10 protein-coding genes are annotated in these 15,812 nt (G+C 46.9%); 8 read left to right on the top strand and 2 right to left on the bottom strand.

Translation table 11 applies throughout. From position 1 onward, the window contains the following. Positions 1–126: 126 nt before the first annotated feature. Together D469_RS0107255 and D469_RS0107250 are read left to right on the top strand one after the other, a co-directional pair. Entirely contained in the window at positions 127–546 is a 420-nt protein-coding gene (locus D469_RS0107255; RefSeq protein ID WP_018922722.1) for a hypothetical protein, read from the top strand. 151 nt (positions 547–697) lie between these two features. Beyond that, the gene (locus D469_RS0107250; RefSeq protein ID WP_018922721.1) at positions 698–1,078 is read left to right on the top strand and encodes a DUF1761 domain-containing protein; all 381 of its coding nucleotides are present in this window, start codon (positions 698–700) and stop codon (positions 1,076–1,078) included. Positions 1,079–1,133: 55 nt separating this feature from the next. On the opposite strand, the gene D469_RS0107245 is transcribed toward D469_RS0107250, so the two are convergent. Further along, entirely contained in the window at positions 1,134–1,568 is a 435-nt protein-coding gene (locus tag D469_RS0107245; protein WP_018922720.1) for a GNAT family N-acetyltransferase, read from the bottom strand. 272 nt (positions 1,569–1,840) lie between these two features. Between D469_RS0107245 and D469_RS0107240 the strand changes: the two genes are divergently transcribed. Further along, complete coding sequence (locus D469_RS0107240; protein ID WP_018922719.1) at positions 1,841–2,341, top strand: flavin reductase family protein; 501 nt, start codon at positions 1,841–1,843, stop codon at positions 2,339–2,341. 922 nt (positions 2,342–3,263) lie between these two features. On the opposite strand, the gene D469_RS0107230 is transcribed toward D469_RS0107240, so the two are convergent. Beyond that, entirely contained in the window at positions 3,264–4,262 is a 999-nt protein-coding gene (locus D469_RS0107230) for a LacI family DNA-binding transcriptional regulator (RefSeq protein ID WP_018922717.1), read from the bottom strand. A 261-nt stretch (positions 4,263–4,523) separates the two neighbouring features. Here D469_RS0107230 and hisD point away from each other — a divergent pair, with 261 nt between their 5' ends. From hisD to D469_RS0107205, 5 genes are all read left to right on the top strand, one after another. Then, entirely contained in the window at positions 4,524–5,801 is a 1,278-nt protein-coding gene (hisD, locus tag D469_RS0107225) for a histidinol dehydrogenase (RefSeq protein WP_018922716.1), read from the top strand. 167 nt (positions 5,802–5,968) lie between these two features. Beyond that, positions 5,969–7,288 carry a GntP family permease gene (locus D469_RS0107220; protein ID WP_018922715.1) on the top strand — a complete coding sequence of 440 codons (1,320 nt, stop codon included), beginning with the start codon at positions 5,969–5,971 and terminating at the stop codon, positions 7,286–7,288. Between the two features lie 333 nt (positions 7,289–7,621). Next, positions 7,622–12,241, top strand: a complete 4,620-nt coding sequence (gltB, locus tag D469_RS0107215; protein ID WP_018922714.1) for a glutamate synthase large subunit — start codon at positions 7,622–7,624, stop codon at positions 12,239–12,241. Then, positions 12,234–13,718, top strand: a complete 1,485-nt coding sequence (locus D469_RS0107210; protein WP_018922713.1) for a glutamate synthase subunit beta — start codon at positions 12,234–12,236, stop codon at positions 13,716–13,718. Before gltB ends, D469_RS0107210 begins: the two co-directional genes overlap by 8 nt. A gap of 468 nt (positions 13,719–14,186) precedes the next feature. Beyond that, complete coding sequence (locus D469_RS0107205; protein WP_018922712.1) at positions 14,187–15,653, top strand: protein adenylyltransferase SelO; 1,467 nt, start codon at positions 14,187–14,189, stop codon at positions 15,651–15,653. Positions 15,654–15,812 lie beyond the last annotated feature (159 nt).

Raw genomic sequence — 15,812 nt, 5'->3', positions numbered from 1 at the left:
AGATTGTTATTTTATGATATAAATAAAGGAATTTGTAAAATATGACAAAATACAAATGTTGAAAATTTTTATGTTAACATACAATGGCAAATAGATAATAAGGATTGGAAGTTGGGAGGGTATTGAGTGAAATTTTTAATTCTAATGATGTTAAGTTTAACTTTGATTGTAGGATGCGAATCGGAGGAGACAATGGGTGAAGAAGACGTTGAAAGGATCGATTTACTGAGAGATATGAAACCTGAGATGGGTGATGATAAAGAATACAATTTATATGCCCTATTTGAATTTTATGATGGTTCATTCGATTCAGACGAGGTGAGCAAAGGTGCTAAAGAACGAGATAAATTAGACCTTCTTCACGAAAAGATAGAGCTTGATGATGTTAATCAAATGACCTTCAAATCAAACACTGCTGGTTCACAGGAAGAAGAACTCTTAGGTATCGAGGAAACACCAACTTTTATTGTGTTGGACGAATCAGGCATCGTACTTGAAACAACTGATTTGGACGAAGTAACTGACTTTATCAAAGAAGAGAATTAAGTAAGTTTATTTCAATGGTTACTTTTTGTGGCGAGTGCTTTCCGAGATTTTGTTCTTATATTATTGTTTGATTATAAAGGTTTTACGGACCACTTATTGTAAAGCAGAATAGGTCCTGGGCCATTCATTCACTTAAGAAAGGAAAGGTATTATGATACTACCAATCGTCACTGGCATCATACTATATATGATTATAGGCATGCTTTACTATTCACCGTTTTTGTTTGGAAACCGCTGGGTGCAGCTTCTTCAGATTTCCCCTTCTCAGCCAAGGTACGGGCTGCTTACCCTCGTTACAATTTTAACCTCAACGCTGTTGTATAGCGTGCTTCACTTAGCTCAGGCATCAACCGTAGGGGAAGGGGCCTTAATTGGATGTTGTCTCGGGGTTATTATCGCACTTGCCTATGCCAAAGATTTTTTATTTGGCCTTGGTTCAAGCACGAAGAACCCGTTTTCCTTATATTTGTTAAGTGTCGGTTATCATCTCATTGCATTATCGATAATTGGAGCGGTTATGATGATGTTTTAGTGGTGTCTGATCCCCAGTGCGGTAAAGCGTTAACACAATGGGGGTCAGGCACCTGTTATAGTGGTAATTTAAAGACATAGCTTACTTTATCATAGTCCATTTTTTCTTCATAAAAGCGGTGGGCATCGGTGCGCTGCAACCCTGACGACAAGGCGACACTTTCAAACTTGTTTTCTTTTGCCCAGTCTTGCACATAAGTGAGCAGTTGTTCTCCGACCCCATGTGAACGCTTATCCGCATCGGTCACTAAATCACACACCCAGATGAATCTTCCATAATATAAGGTGATCATCGGTTTAAATCCAATCACTGCTACGATTTCTCCCTCATCGATTTGTGCTACCATTTTATAATGATCGTTCTCTTGCGCGTCTACTACTAAGTCGAGATATGTAGGTTCATCAAGGTGGGTACGCAATTGCTTCATAATAGGGAACGCTTCCCTGATTTCTTCCCGGGTTTGAAGTTCTCTAATCGATAAGGTCTCCATTTCAGCAGCCCCTTTTGAATTTTTTGTAAATATAGTGTAGCATACCCACCTTGCTTAGTGTCTGGTTGCGGCCACATTTATATTGCGAGGTGGGGAGGTGCTGCGAGTATAGTAGAGGAATTAAGGTGAACTATGAAGAAGTTCAATAAAGGAAGGGCAAGTGGTTGCCTGGACCGCGATGGAAAGCGGACGGGAACCAAGCAAGTTAGAAGTATTAAGCCGCGTGTAATTAAGGACTATTTATCAATCTATTTAAGTTAGGAGAGGTAGCCATGCATTCCAACGATAAAGAAACATTATTTAAAGAAGCGTTAGGTAACTATCCGACAGGAGTCACCATCGTAACTGTCACAGACGATGAAGGGACTCCGTTTGGTTTGACCGTAAATTCATTTGCCTCTGTTTCGATTGACCCGCTCTTAATTCTGTGGTCGATCGACCATAAAGTCTCGTCCTTGGACGCTTTCAAGCATTCAGACCGCTTTGCCGTGCATATTCTTGCCGGTGACCAACAGCAGTTATGTCAACGATTTGCCAGTAAAGGTACGGACCGTTTTGGCGAAAGCAATTGGTCCATGTCTGAACTAGGTCTTCCTGTGCTCGACGATGCGTTTGCGGTACTACAATGTAAAAAATACAACCAAGTCGAAGCGGGTGACCACACCATTTTAATCGGGGAAGTTGCAGATATTTCGATTGCTCGTGAGAAAGAGCCAATGTTGTATCATCGCAGATGTTTTGGAGCCATTCCTTCGCAATTTTATGGAGAGTAAAGCTCTCCAGTGAAAAACTCAGCCAAGACAGGATCGTGGCTGAGTTTTCTCATACATATATAGGAAGATTTAATGGCAGAATATTCTGGAAAAAGATCGACTTTTGTTTTTTTATGAGTTCCGCCCACTCCTTTACCATGGACGACCCCTCTGGCCCTGTACTTCTGCAGCAGGAATCAGATACCACTCTGATTAGCCTGCAATCGTTTTGGAATGCTAATTTACGGTCATTGGTTCACTAGCATTACACATGTATCCACAAGAAGTGCAGGAAATTATAAGGTCCTGATTTTGGTTGTTTAGCGGCTTCCTCCACTCCCATTCCTCGGACTAACTATCGAGCCTTGCTTCTCTGGGGTCTTCTCCGGTTCGTTTTTCCGCAGGAGTATCGTTGAGTCCGCTCGCTAAACATGTCACCAGCCCTTTAGAAGTAGAGCGTCCTCTCTCTTTTGACAACAGGTCAACATGACATGGGGAAAGGCGATTTCATAAGTGGTATTATAGAAAACCTTTAAGAAGCGATAGGTGGCTACTCCTGTGGGAAAAGCAACAGCTGAAGACCCCGCAATGAGCGGGTGCGGCTCTAGGAGGCTGAAGTGTTGCCCGCGGAAAGCGCCGCCTGGAGCAAAGAACAAATCACTATAGTGGAATGCTTTCTTAACGAGTAAAGGATCTGTGAACAGATTTACAACACTAGTGCCATTGGTTCCGTTATTTCTCCCAAAATCGTGTTTTTGGGAAAGGTAACAGCCGCTAATCCATCAAATACAGCCAGCAATTTAGGGGGTTCAGGCAAATAACAGAACATATGGCAGTTATTTATCTAAATATCCTTTTTAGCCAAATAGTAGAATATGTGTTCATAAGCGCGAGCTGGCTTCACTTTTCGTTGACTCCTGAACAAGTGACATCAAACATTCTTTCACCGCTTCGGACCAGTTGTTTCGCGGATAATCAATTTAGGCTCTAAGGTCAGCTGCATGGCAGGTGGCGTTTCTTCTGCTTCTATCATCGTGATTAAATGTTCGATTGCGTACAGGCCCATCGGTTTTTTTGAATCATGGGTGATGGTAGATAATTGGATTGCTTCATGAGCCGTAATGTTGATATTATCCATGCCGCAAATGCTGAAATTGTCGGGGATGCGGTAGCCCATTTGCATTAAGTAGTTTTGGCAGTCGAGCGCCATCGAATCGGTTGTAGCAAAAATGGCGGTCGGCTTATTGTTTAAAAGCAGGAGTTCGTCAACCGCTTGAATGACTGACTCTTCTGTGGTGTCCACTTGTTTAATCCATTCTGGCACCACTTCATTATTGGTAGCTTTCATGGCTGCTTGATAGCCGCCAAGCCGGCCATGGAAGGTGGACGTATAGGTAGGGCCGCCGATCCAGGCAATCTTGGTGTGGCCAAGCTTTAATAAATGGTTCGTTGCCAATTCTCCAGCCCGGTGATTGTCGATTTCCACATAATTTCCTCCATCTTGGTGCTTGCGGTTAAACATCACAAAGGGGACCCCAGCTGCTTCTAATTCTTTATAAATTGGGTCGTCAATGAAGATCGACGACAGAATAATTCCGTCTACTTGCTGTTTTAGCACTTCATCGTAAACAGATAAGTTATCGCCCTGATCTTCAAAATAAACAAAGGTATGATAGCCATGTTCTTTGGCGTAATTCACAATGGTTGTCGTTGTATCGACGAAAAAGGAGTTATGTAAAGGGCCGGAAATGAGGGCGATCGATTTTGTTTTTTGCTGCTTCAAGCTTCGGGCAATCAAATTGGGACGATAGTTCAATTCTTTCATCGCCTTTTCCACTTTATCTAATGTTTCTTGGTTCACTTTTGTTGGGTCATTTAATACACGTGATACGGTAGGTTGTGAAACCCCTGCCGCTTTTGCTACGTCTTTTGAGGAAACCATAAGACAAACCTCTCCCGATTATAAAGAATACGAATTCATTATAATTGTAAGCGTTTCCTCGGATGAAAGTCAACCAATCACGAAAAAACCCCCGTTATTTCCATCTTTCAATTCATTTTGACACCTCATTTTTAAAAATTTTTTCAGCTGTGCCAAGCTTACATTGAGTTTTCAGAAATTAACCGTTTACAATAAAACGCTTTCTTTTTATAATAAATACGTATTCATAGAATAATTGAAACTTAAGGAGCGGATAGATGTATGGCTACTTTTCTTAAGCAGGGAAAGACCGACCAAGAAAAACAAGAAGCAGATACAAAAGTACAAAATGCGGTAAGCGGTATTATTAAAGACGTAGAAGACCGCGGAGATCAAGCTGTGCGCGAGCTATCGGAAAAGTTCGACAACTGGTCGCCGGAAAGCTTTCGCCTTTCGTCTGAACAGATTGAACAAGTGATTGCTGACCTTCCAGACGATGTGATTGACGATATTAAGTTTGCTCAGGAGCAGATTGAAAACTTTGCCCGTCATCAACGGGAGTCCATTCAAGATATTGAAGTGGAAACGCGTCCTGGCGTGATTTTGGGCCATAAAAACATTCCAGTAAACAGTGTTGGCTGCTACATTCCGGGCGGTCGTTATCCAATGGTGGCCTCGTCCCACATGAGTATTTTGACAGCGAAGGTAGCTGGCGTAGACCGAGTGATTGCTTGCACACCTCCAGCAAATGGTGAAATCCCAGCAGCTACAGTCGCTGCCATGCATATGGCCGGTGCCGATGAAATTTATCTGCTTGGTGGTGTTCAAGCGATGACCGCAATGGCAGTTGGAACAGAAACGATCGACCCGGTCGACATGATTGTAGGACCAGGGAATGCCTTTGTTGCAGAAGCGAAGCGCCAGCTCTACGGCCGTGTCGGCATCGACTTGTTTGCCGGTCCAACAGAAACGCTTGTGATTGCAGATGAAACCGCAGACGTGGAAATGGTAGCAACAGACATTCTCGGCCAGGCGGAACACGGTCCGACATCACCGGGCGCATTAATTACCACCTCTCGAACGCTTGCTGAATCGTTAGAGGACGAAATTGCCCGCCAGCTTGAAACGCTACCTACAGCAGATGTAGCGGAAGTGGCTTGGCGCGACAATGGTTCGATCATTCTCGTTGATGATATCGATGAAGCGGTACGCGAAGCAGATAAATTAGCGTATGAGCATGTTGAAGTATTAACCGATAATCCGGATTATTTCCTCGAGAACATGACGAACTTCGGTGCCTTGTTCTTAGGACCAGAAACGAACGTGGCTTATGGTGATAAAGTAATCGGCACCAACCATACGCTTCCGACTAAAGAAGCAGCAAAGTATACCGGCGGCTTGTGGGTCGGCAAATTCTTGAAGAACTGCACGTACCAGCGTGCTACCAAAGAAGCTAGTGTTGAAATTGGTAAATACGCAGAGCGCTTATGCGAGCTGGAAGGCTTCATGGGGCATAAAGAACAAGCTTCCTTGCGCGTGCGGCGTTATGAGAACCAGTAAGCAAACTAAAAAAGGAACCTGGGGAGACTCCCAGCTTCCTTTTTCACACCGTAAGAAAGTATAAATTGTTGAAGGAAACGGTAGACGTGCAACTCAAGGGTCAGCCTCCGCCGTAGGCTTGGCGTTGCCAAGTTTTCTTTAACCGCATACGGTAAAGGAGAATTCTTATGTTCAGCATGATTGGTTTGCTTGGAGGTCTTGTTCTATTAATTACGCTAACGATGCGCGGCATGAACTTGCTTGTCGCCGCCCCTCTGAGCGCATTATTTTTAGCCGTATTAAGTGGTATTCCTCTTTTTCCGCAGATGGTGGGAGAAGGGGAGGCTAGTTATGTTGGCGATTACATGGACGGCTTTGCTGGTTTTGTCGGTTCATGGTTTTTAATGTTTTTACTTGGTTCCATCTTCGGTAAAGTAATGGAAGACAGCCGGTCCGCAGACAGTGTATCGAAGTGGGTGGTGGACAGGCTTGGGTTAAAATATGCAGTTCTTGCGGTAGTAGCCGCTTGTGCAGTTTTAACTTACGGTGGTGTCAGCTTATTTATTGTCGGTTTTACGGTATATCCAATGGCTTTAAGTCTTTTCAAACAAGCAGACTTGCCGCGCCGTTTCATTCCAGCGGCTCTAGCCTTTGGGTCGGTGACGTTTACAATGACTTCAGCTGGTTCACCGGAAATCCAAAACTGGATTCCAATTCCCCACCTCGGCACGACAGCGTATGCTGGCTGGGAAGTTAGCTTAATTGTCGCTATTTTCATGATGGTAACAGGCTACGTTTGGTTGAAATGGATGATTAACCGTGCCGTGAAAAAAGGCGAGCGCTTTGATGAACGAGAGGGAGACCCGGTCGAGGTAGAACGGGAATTGCCGAATCCAGCTCTATCTGGGATCCCGCTTGCTGTCGTTTTGATTATGGCCTTTTTGTTCCATGATACGCTTGAAGAATCCGCGTTAATTATTGCGCTTTCTAGTGGTGTATTTTCAGCCTGGTTGTTGAATCGCCGCTATTTGGAAAATGTATGGACTTCCGCATCAAATGGTACCTTCGGAGCATTACTTGCTATTGCTAATACTGCTGCTGTGGTAGGATTTGGTACTGTAGCGCAGGCCACGCCTGCCTTTGACAGCGCGGTTACGGTGATGACTGACGTGCCAGGTGAGCCGTTAATTGGAGCGGCGATTGCGGTGTTAGCCATTGTCGGTCTGACGGGCTCGGCCTCAGGCGGGCAGGAAATCGCCTTGCCGATTCTCGGCCCTGACTTTTTGGAACAAGGGGTTCATCCCGAAGCCTTGCACCGGATTGTTGCTTTAGCGTCAGGAGCACTTGACTCCCTGCCACACGGGGGGTATACAGTTACCACGATTCGAGTGATATGCGGTGAAACACATCGGACCGCATATGCAGCAGTCGGTGCGTTAACGGTCATTGTACCGCTGTTAGGCTTGATTCTCTCCATCTTCTTATTCTCTATTGGGGTAGGAATCTAAATCTAAATTGCATAAGTCATAATCTGAAAACCTCGTGAGTGTTACTTTGCTCACGAGGTTTTTTACACCGTAAGAAAGTATAAATCGTTGAAGGAAACGGTAGACGTACAACTCAAGGGTCAGCCTCCGCCGTAGACTTGGCTTTGCCAAGCTTTTTTAGCATAATGTGCCCAGATGACTACGGTTGTGAATTCGTATTCACAAACCTTGTTTTTCAACATGCTTACGGTTCGCATTATGCGAAATCGTTCACAGAACGTGATTCTCGAATAATCACTTCCAATATTACGAAAACTACACCGCATGAGCATGAATTTACAAGGGAGTGTTTGCATGAAATCGTCCTATGGCTATCCGTTGCCTCAAGGCTTATATCACCCGGAAAACGAACACGACGCGTGCGGCATCGGGATGATTGCTCACATTAATGGGAAGAAATCTCATGATATCGTACAGAACGCGATTACGATACTTTGTAATCTGGAACATCGCGGAGGACAGTCAGCAGATATCAGCACCGGTGACGGGGCCGGTCTTATGACGCAAATACCCCATTCCTTTTTTAAACATACGTGTGAAAAGCTAGACATCGAGCTGCCTGCCGAAGGAACCTATGCGGTCGGCATGGTGTTTTTACCGCAGAACCCTGACATCCGCAAAAGCTGTGAGCAACTGGTTGAACGGATTGTTAAAGAAGAAGGACAAACGTTTTTAGGCTGGCGCACGGTACCTGTGAATGATTCCTTTGTCGGCGACCATGCCAAAAAGTCGAAGCCGTTCATCCGACAAATGTTTGTTGCTCCAGCTGATAACACATATGACCGCCTTGACTTTGAGCGAAAATTGTATATCGTTCGCAAGCGTGCTGAAAAAGAAACACACGACATTCCGGAGGCCTTTTATTTTTGCAGTTTGTCTACTACGACGATTGTCTATAAAGGCATGCTCATTCCTGAGCAGCTAGATTCGTTTTATATTGATTTGAATCATCCCGATTTTAAATCGGCTCTTGCTCTCGTACATTCTCGTTTCAGCACCAATACATTTCCAAGTTGGGAGCGGTCCCATCCGAATCGATTTACGATCCATAACGGGGAATTTAACACCTTGCGAGGAAATGTCAACTGGATGCGGGCACGTGAACAGTACTGTCATTCAGAGGCGTTTCCAAAAGACGAGCTGGCCAAGGTATTGCCTGTAATTGATGCAGACGGCAGTGATTCTTCCATGTTTGATAATTGTTTTGAATTTCTGCATCTATCTGGACGTTCGCTCGCTCATACCGCAATGATGATGGTCCCTGAGCCATGGGTGAACGATGAACGAATGAATGAAGAAAAACGAGCGTTTTACGAGTACCACAGCTGCATGATGGAGCCGTGGGACGGGCCGGCAGCTATTGTTTATACAGATGGTAGGCAGATCGGGGCTTGCCTCGACCGTAATGGTTTACGGCCGGCGAGGTATTATGTGACCAAGGACGACATGATTATTTTCGGCTCGGAAGTCGGCGTGCTCGACACATACCCGGAAGATATTAAATATAAAGAAAGGCTTCACCCCGGCAAAATGCTCCTCGTCGACCTTGAAGAGGGCAGGGTGATTGCCGATGAGGAAATTAAGCAAGAAATCGCTTGTGAATACCCTTATATGAAATGGGTAAACGAACACACCTTGAATCTAGAAGACCTGTCTCTTCAAAAACAGGACGATACAGTGAAGCCGAACCAGGTTACGATCCTACAGCAAGCGTTTGGCTATACAACGGAAGAGTTAAACAAGTTAGTAAAGCCGATGGTGACCGACAAGAAAGATCCGGTCGGCTCAATGGGCTATGATTCACCGTTGGCTGTGTTATCTGAACGGCCTCAGCTTTTATATAACTATTTCAAGCAACTGTTCGCCCAAGTAACGAACCCCCCAATTGATGCTATCCGCGAAAAAATTATTACAGCTGTACGCACGACCATCGGGCGTGAAGGCAGTCTCGTCAACCCGGAGCCGGAAAGTTGCCAAAAGATTCGGCTGGAAACGCCAATTCTCACAAGCAAGGAACTGGCAAAACTCCGTCATAATCAGTTGAAAGGATTTAAGGCGAGAACCTTATCGATTTTGTTTGAGGTCGGGAAGGATGCCTCGTCGCTTGAAAAAAGACTGGACTCGTTATGTACCGAAGCTGAACAAGCCATACAAGCCGGGGCTAGATTGCTCGTTTTATCGGACCGTGGCGTTAATGAAGGACAAGCGGCGATACCGGCATTGTTAGCTGTATCCGGCCTTCATCATCATTTAATCCGCAAAGGCATCCGCACGAAAGCAAGCCTGCTCGTTGATTCGGCGGAACCGCGAGAAGTTCATCATTTTGCAATGCTGCTTGGCTACGGAGCAGAAGCGATTCACCCGTATCTAGCGTTTGCCTCATTAGAGCAGCTCATTGCAAATGGTGATCTCCGGGTTACATCGCCGGAAGAAGCTGTGAAGACATTTGTAGAAGCAGCTACGGACGGGGTCGTTAAAGTGCTGTCGAAAATGGGCATTTCTACTATTCAAAGCTATCGCGGCGCCCAGATTTTTGAAGCAGTCGGCCTTCATTCGGACGTAATAAACAAGTACTTTACCCGCACGTCCTCACAGTTGGAAGGGATTGGCCTCGAGACAATCGCTGAAGAAACCTTGCTCAGGCACCGGAAAGCCTTTCACGATAAAAGAGGTGGCACGTCAAGGTTAGAAGCAGGGGATGATTTTCAGTGGCGGCATGACGGAGAGGACCATCAATATAACCCGCATACGATCCATTTATTGCAGCAAGCCTGTCGAACGAACAACTATGAACTCTTTAAAGAGTATTCTAAGCTAATCACTGACCCGGTTCACAATCTCCAGTCTTTGCGCGGCTTACTTGCTTTTAATAAAAGAGAGCCGATCCCAATAGCAGAAGTAGAGCCTGAAGAAGAAATTGTCAAACGGTTCAAAACGGGAGCCATGTCGTATGGTTCAATTAGTGAAGAAGCTCACGAAGCGTTGGCCATCGCGATGAACCGCATCGGCGGCCGCAGCAATTCCGGTGAAGGAGGAGAAGATATCGCTCGCTTCACCAAGGAGGAAAACGGAGACTGGCGCCGTAGTTCGATTAAGCAAGTGGCTTCCGGCCGTTTTGGCGTGAACAGCCATTATTTAACAAACGCCGATGAAATTCAAATCAAAATCGCTCAAGGGGCTAAGCCTGGTGAAGGCGGACACCTGCCGGGCAAAAAGGTCTATCCGTGGATTACTGAAGTGAGAAGGTCGACCCCGGGCGTAGCGTTGATTTCCCCACCTCCGCACCATGATATTTATTCAATTGAAGACTTGGCTGAGTTGATTCATAACTTAAAAAATTCGAACCCGAACGCAAGAATTAGCGTGAAGCTGGTCGCTGCGGCCGGAGTGGGGACGATTGCGGCCGGGGTGGCAAAAGGCCGCGCCGACCTTGTGCTTATAAGCGGTTATGACGGCGGCACGGGGGCTGCGCCGCGCACGAGTATTAAGCATACCGGCATGTCGTGGGAAGTCGGTCTCGCTGAAACCCATCAGACCCTGTTGCTGAATCGCTTACGGGATCGAATTGTGGTGGAAACGGACGGCAAAATGATGACCGGCCGGGATGTAGTGGTGGCGGCTTTGCTCGGAGCTGAGGAATTTGGTTTTTCCACCGCGCCGCTCGTCGTCCTAGGCTGTGTGATGATGAGAGTCTGTCATTTAGACACCTGCCCGGTCGGAGTGGCTACGCAGGACCCGGAATTACGGAAAAAGTTTATTGGCGCTCCCGAGCATGTCGTTCATTTCATGCAATTTATTGCACGGGAAGTACGAGAGCTGATGGCGGAATTAGGGTTTAGAACCATCAATGAAATGGTAGGTCGGACCGATATATTAACAGCCAAGCAGGATGTTGATCATTGGAAAGCCAAAGATATCGATTTGAAGGCGCTTCTTTATCAGCCGGATGTGCCTGAACATGTGAGCCGTCATGCAACGATCGAACAGGTTCACGGTCTTGATAAAACGTTAGATGAACAAGAACTGCTTCCCTTGTGTAAAGAAGCGATTGAAGAGCAGAAACCGGTAAAAGCGACTGTGTCGATTCGCAACATTAACAGGGTAGCAGGAACGATCCTCGGTCATGAAATTACGAAGCGTTACGGCCGCGATGGGCTCTCGGAAGATACGATTGAGTTAACGTGCAAAGGCTCAGCCGGCCAAAGTTTTGGCGCTTTTATCCCGCCAGGATTAACGATGAAGCTAAGAGGAGACGCAAATGACTACGTCGGAAAAGGGCTTTCCGGCGGGAAGCTGGTGATTTCTCCAGCAAAACAAGCGACATATAAGGCAGAAGAAAACATCATCGCAGGCAATGTCTGCTTTTACGGAGCGATAGCCGGTGAAGCTTATATTAGTGGCATCGCCGGTGAACGGTTTTGTGTCCGCAACAGTGGGGCTCACGTCGTTGTAGAAGGCGTCGGCGACCACGGCTGTGAATATATGACCGGCGGCAAGGTCGTTGTCTTGGGCCAGACCGGGAAAAACTTCGCCGCCGGAATGTCGGGCGGGATGGCTTATGTGCTCGACGCTTTTGACGAAGCTTTTCATGATAAATGCAACCAACAGCAAGTTTATCTGCAGACTGTGACTGACGAACACGAAGCACAAGGGCTCTACGAATTGATTAAACGGCATGTCCACTATACGAACAGTGCAAAAGCGAAAGAGGTGCTGGACAATTGGGAACAAATCTTGCCCAAGCTGGTGAAAGTCATTCCAAAAGATTATTTAGAAATGCAGACAAGGCTAGAAAACCTGGAAGCAGAAGGCATGAGCAAAAAAGAAGCAGCAATGACGGCTTTTAATGAAAGCAAACAAGCAGTTGAAGCGCGCAAAGACAGGAAGGGATTGGAGGGGGTAAGCGATGGGTAAGCCTACAGGATTCATGGATTATGAGCGTCAGCCTTGGCCTGAACGAGAGCCAGCTGAACGATCAACGGACTGGCACGATTACACGATCCCTATGTTAGAAGACGAAGCAAAAAAGCAAGGGGCCCGCTGTATGGACTGCGGCGTTCCTACCTGTCATATGGGAACGGAGCTAAACGGCATGACCACAGGTTGTCCGGTTTATCACCTCATCCCCGAATGGAACGACCTGGTGTATCAAGGCCAATGGAAGGAAGCGCTTGAGCGTGAGCATAAAATGAACAATTTCCCGGAATTCACAGGCATGGCCTGTCCTGCTCCCTGTGAAGGCGCCTGCGTACTTGGTATCAATGAACCGCCCGTTGCGATTCGCTCCGTGGAACGAGCGATTATCGAAAAAGGTTTTGAAGAAGGCTGGGTCACAGCAACCCCTCCGCCTGAGCGAACAGGTAAAAAAGTAGCCATTGTTGGGTCCGGCCCGGCAGGTTTGGCATGTGCCGATCAATTGAATAAAGCCGGTCACCAGGTGACAGTGTTAGAACGCCATGACCGTATCGGTGGACTGTTAACGTACGGCATTCCAGAAATGAAGCTGCCATACAAAGTGGTGGAACGGCGGGTTAACCTTTTACAAGCAGAAGGCATCACCTTTTTACCAAATACAGAAGCGGGAACCGATTACTCGACTTCTGCATTGAGAAAAGACTTTGATGCCGTCGTATTGTGCGGTGGAGCAACGAAACACCGCGATATACCGATTGAAGGACGAGAGTTAAAAGGGATTCATTATGCGATGGATTTTCTTCATTTGAATACGAAAAGCTTATTGGACAGCGGGCTAAAGGACGGGGACTATATCTCTGCAAAAGGGAAAGACGTGATCGTCATCGGCGGCGGGGATACTGGCACTGATTGTCTGGCCACCTCCGTAAGACACGAGTGCAAAAGCTTAACCCAATTCGACATCCATGAGAAAAAAGGAGATACGCGCCTGGACGGGAACCCGTGGCCGCAGTGGCCGGTTGTTCACCGCATAGAGTATGGGCAAAAAGAAGCAGGGGCAGTGTTTGGCGCGGACCCGCGTGCCTACATGGTTCAGACGACAAGATTTGTCGGGGATGAAAATGGCCATGTAAAAGAGGTGCATACGATTAACGTGAAAGAAGAATTCGATGAAAATGGCAATAAAACTAGAAAAGAAATTCCCGGTACAGAGAAAGTGTGGCCCGCTCAACTCGTCTTGCTTGCCATCGGTTTTAGCGGCCCGGAACAAGGAGTGCTGGAAGCCCTGGGCATTGAAACCGATGAACGCTCGAATGCAAAAGCCGAATACGGAAAGCACCACACCAACATTGACGGCTTTTTCGCTGCGGGAGACATGCGGCGCGGCCAGAGCTTGATTGTGTGGGCGATTAATGAAGGGAGACAAGCAGCTCGGGAATGCGACCGCTATTTAATGGGAGCTACAAATTTGCCGTAAGGAAAAACAGGAACTCTTTCCAATGCAATGCTTAGGGAAAGGTCCTTGTTAGCAAGTTATACATCAATTGGAATTTTAACTAGCGTAAAAAAGAGGAATAGAAACATCACAGAGTTCGAATAGTTGCAGAATGAAGGAAGAACCTGCCACAATGGAAAAAGTCGAACCTTTGCAGCAACTTTAGCCGGACGTTTGCACGGGCACAAGGGTGACTGTGGCTTGGTCGCCACTTCGCTTATGGCAACCAAATTTTTGACGGGCGGGGGGCAACAATTTAGCCTCCGTTAAGCCCGGTTCTGCGAAGTTGGCAGCCGCCTTTTATCCGCTGAAGTTACAGCAATCGCATCTTGATAGATGATGAGCCATAACGCAAATGGAAAAAACCACTAAGATAAAACGTCCCTATGTTTTTGTAGGGGGGAAGGTTTTACGGAATAGCAAGATGCCAAAACAACTAAAGGAGATAGTATGACACAGCTAAAAGAAACCGGGTGGAACTTTGATAATAGTTATGCCCGGCTGCCGAAATTGTTTTTTGAAAGTGTGGAACCAGCTCCTGTCCAGGCACCGGCACTGGTTATCTTTAATCATTCATTGGCAGACGAGTTGGGATTGGATACAAAGAAGTTAGCGAGTAAAGAAGGCGTTGAGCAGTTGGCAGGGAATCAGCTTCCTGCAGGGGCTGAACCAATTGCGCAAGCTTACGCGGGCCATCAGTTTGGGAACTTTACGATGTTAGGCGACGGCCGCGCGGTGCTGCTTGGTGAGCAGGTTACTCCTGCTGGAGAGCGGCTGGATGTGCAGCTTAAAGGCTCAGGTCGCACTCGCTTTTCTCGCGGCGGTGATGGCCGCGCAGCGCTGGGGCCGATGCTGCGTGAATATATGATTAGTGAAGCGATGCATGCGCTTCGCATACCGACCAATCGTAGTCTTGCCGTGGTCACGACCGGAGAGTCTGTTATGCGCGAAACGGAGCTTCCTGGAGCCGTTCTGACCCGTGTTGCTGCGAGCCACCTCCGTGTCGGCACGTTTGAATATGCAGCAGGTGCGGGAACGAAAGAAGAGCTGCAGGCGCTGGCTGACTATGCCATTGAACGGCATTACCCCGATATTGAAGACAATGAAGACAAATATCTTGCCCTGTTTGATGAGGTGGTTAAACGTCAGGCTGCGCTGATAGCCAAATGGCAGATGGTTGGTTTTATTCACGGCGTGATGAACACCGATAACTCAAGTATCAGCGGTGAAACCTTCGATTACGGGCCGTGTGCCTTCATGGATGAATACCACCCGGCCACTGTCTTTAGTTCAATCGATATGCAAGGCCGCTATGCTTATCAGAATCAACCAGCGATTGGGCAGTGGAACCTTGCCCGTTTTGCAGAGACTTTGGTACCACTTCTTCATGAAAGTCAAGAGCACGCGGTTGAAATGGCCCAGGAGATTCTTTCTACCTATGAAGAGGTCTACCATAACGAATGGCTGGCAGGAATGCGAGCTAAATTAGGGTTGCAGCAGGAAGAGGACGAGGATCAAACCTTGGCCGAAGAGCTGCTTCGAATAATGGAAGCCCACCGTGCCGACTTTACCAATACGTTCCGGGCGCTGACATTAGCCCAGCCGGAAGACACTCCTATGAGCGGTACGGAAGAATTTGCACAGTGGTTTGAGCAGTGGCAGGCACGGTTAGATAGAGAAGACGAAGCAACAGCATCTTCTTATGAAGTGATGAAAAACGCCAATCCTTCCGTGATTCCTCGCAACCACCGGGTGGAAGAAGCATTGGAAGCGGCAGTGGAAGACGGAGATTACAGTGTGATGGAGCGGCTTATGAATGCCTTGTCCGACCCTTACGCCTATTCGTCTGAGCAAGAGGAATATACGAAGCTGCCAGAGCCAGGCACCGGCCCATACCGTACATTTTGCGGAACTTGATATAGAAACGGAAAAAAGCTGCCCACAAAAGGGTAGCTTTTTTCATGGGAAAATGGAGTTGTGGGGGGTAGTGTTTAGAAACGTCCAATTATATGTTGAAACGTAACAGAAATTTGTCGAAGTGTAACAGAACATTGTCGAAACGTCCAAATTGAAGCT

This window comes from Salsuginibacillus kocurii DSM 18087 (genome assembly GCF_000377705.1).
GTDB lineage: Bacteria > Bacillota > Bacilli > Bacillales > Marinococcaceae > Salsuginibacillus > Salsuginibacillus kocurii.
Note: the sequence above shows the minus strand (reverse complement) of the source record. Positions and strands in the feature narration are given on the sequence as shown.

What these genes read in the sequence shown, in the direction of transcription:
- D469_RS0107210 (WP_018922713.1), top strand. Translation starts at nt 12,234, where the DNA reads ATGGGTAAGCCTACAGGATTCATGGATTATGAGCGTCAGCCTTGGCCT.
- D469_RS0107220 (WP_018922715.1), top strand. Translation starts at nt 5,969, where the DNA reads ATGTTCAGCATGATTGGTTTGCTTGGAGGTCTTGTTCTATTAATTACG.
- gltB (WP_018922714.1), top strand. Translation starts at nt 7,622, where the DNA reads ATGAAATCGTCCTATGGCTATCCGTTGCCTCAAGGCTTATATCACCCG.
- D469_RS0107230 (WP_018922717.1), bottom strand. Translation starts at nt 4,262, where the DNA reads ATGGTTTCCTCAAAAGACGTAGCAAAAGCGGCAGGGGTTTCACAACCT.
- D469_RS0107240 (WP_018922719.1), top strand. Translation starts at nt 1,841, where the DNA reads ATGCATTCCAACGATAAAGAAACATTATTTAAAGAAGCGTTAGGTAAC.
- D469_RS0107205 (WP_018922712.1), top strand. Translation starts at nt 14,187, where the DNA reads ATGACACAGCTAAAAGAAACCGGGTGGAACTTTGATAATAGTTATGCC.
- D469_RS0107250 (WP_018922721.1), top strand. Translation starts at nt 698, where the DNA reads ATGATACTACCAATCGTCACTGGCATCATACTATATATGATTATAGGC.
- hisD (WP_018922716.1), top strand. Translation starts at nt 4,524, where the DNA reads ATGGCTACTTTTCTTAAGCAGGGAAAGACCGACCAAGAAAAACAAGAA.
- D469_RS0107245 (WP_018922720.1), bottom strand. Translation starts at nt 1,568, where the DNA reads ATGGAGACCTTATCGATTAGAGAACTTCAAACCCGGGAAGAAATCAGG.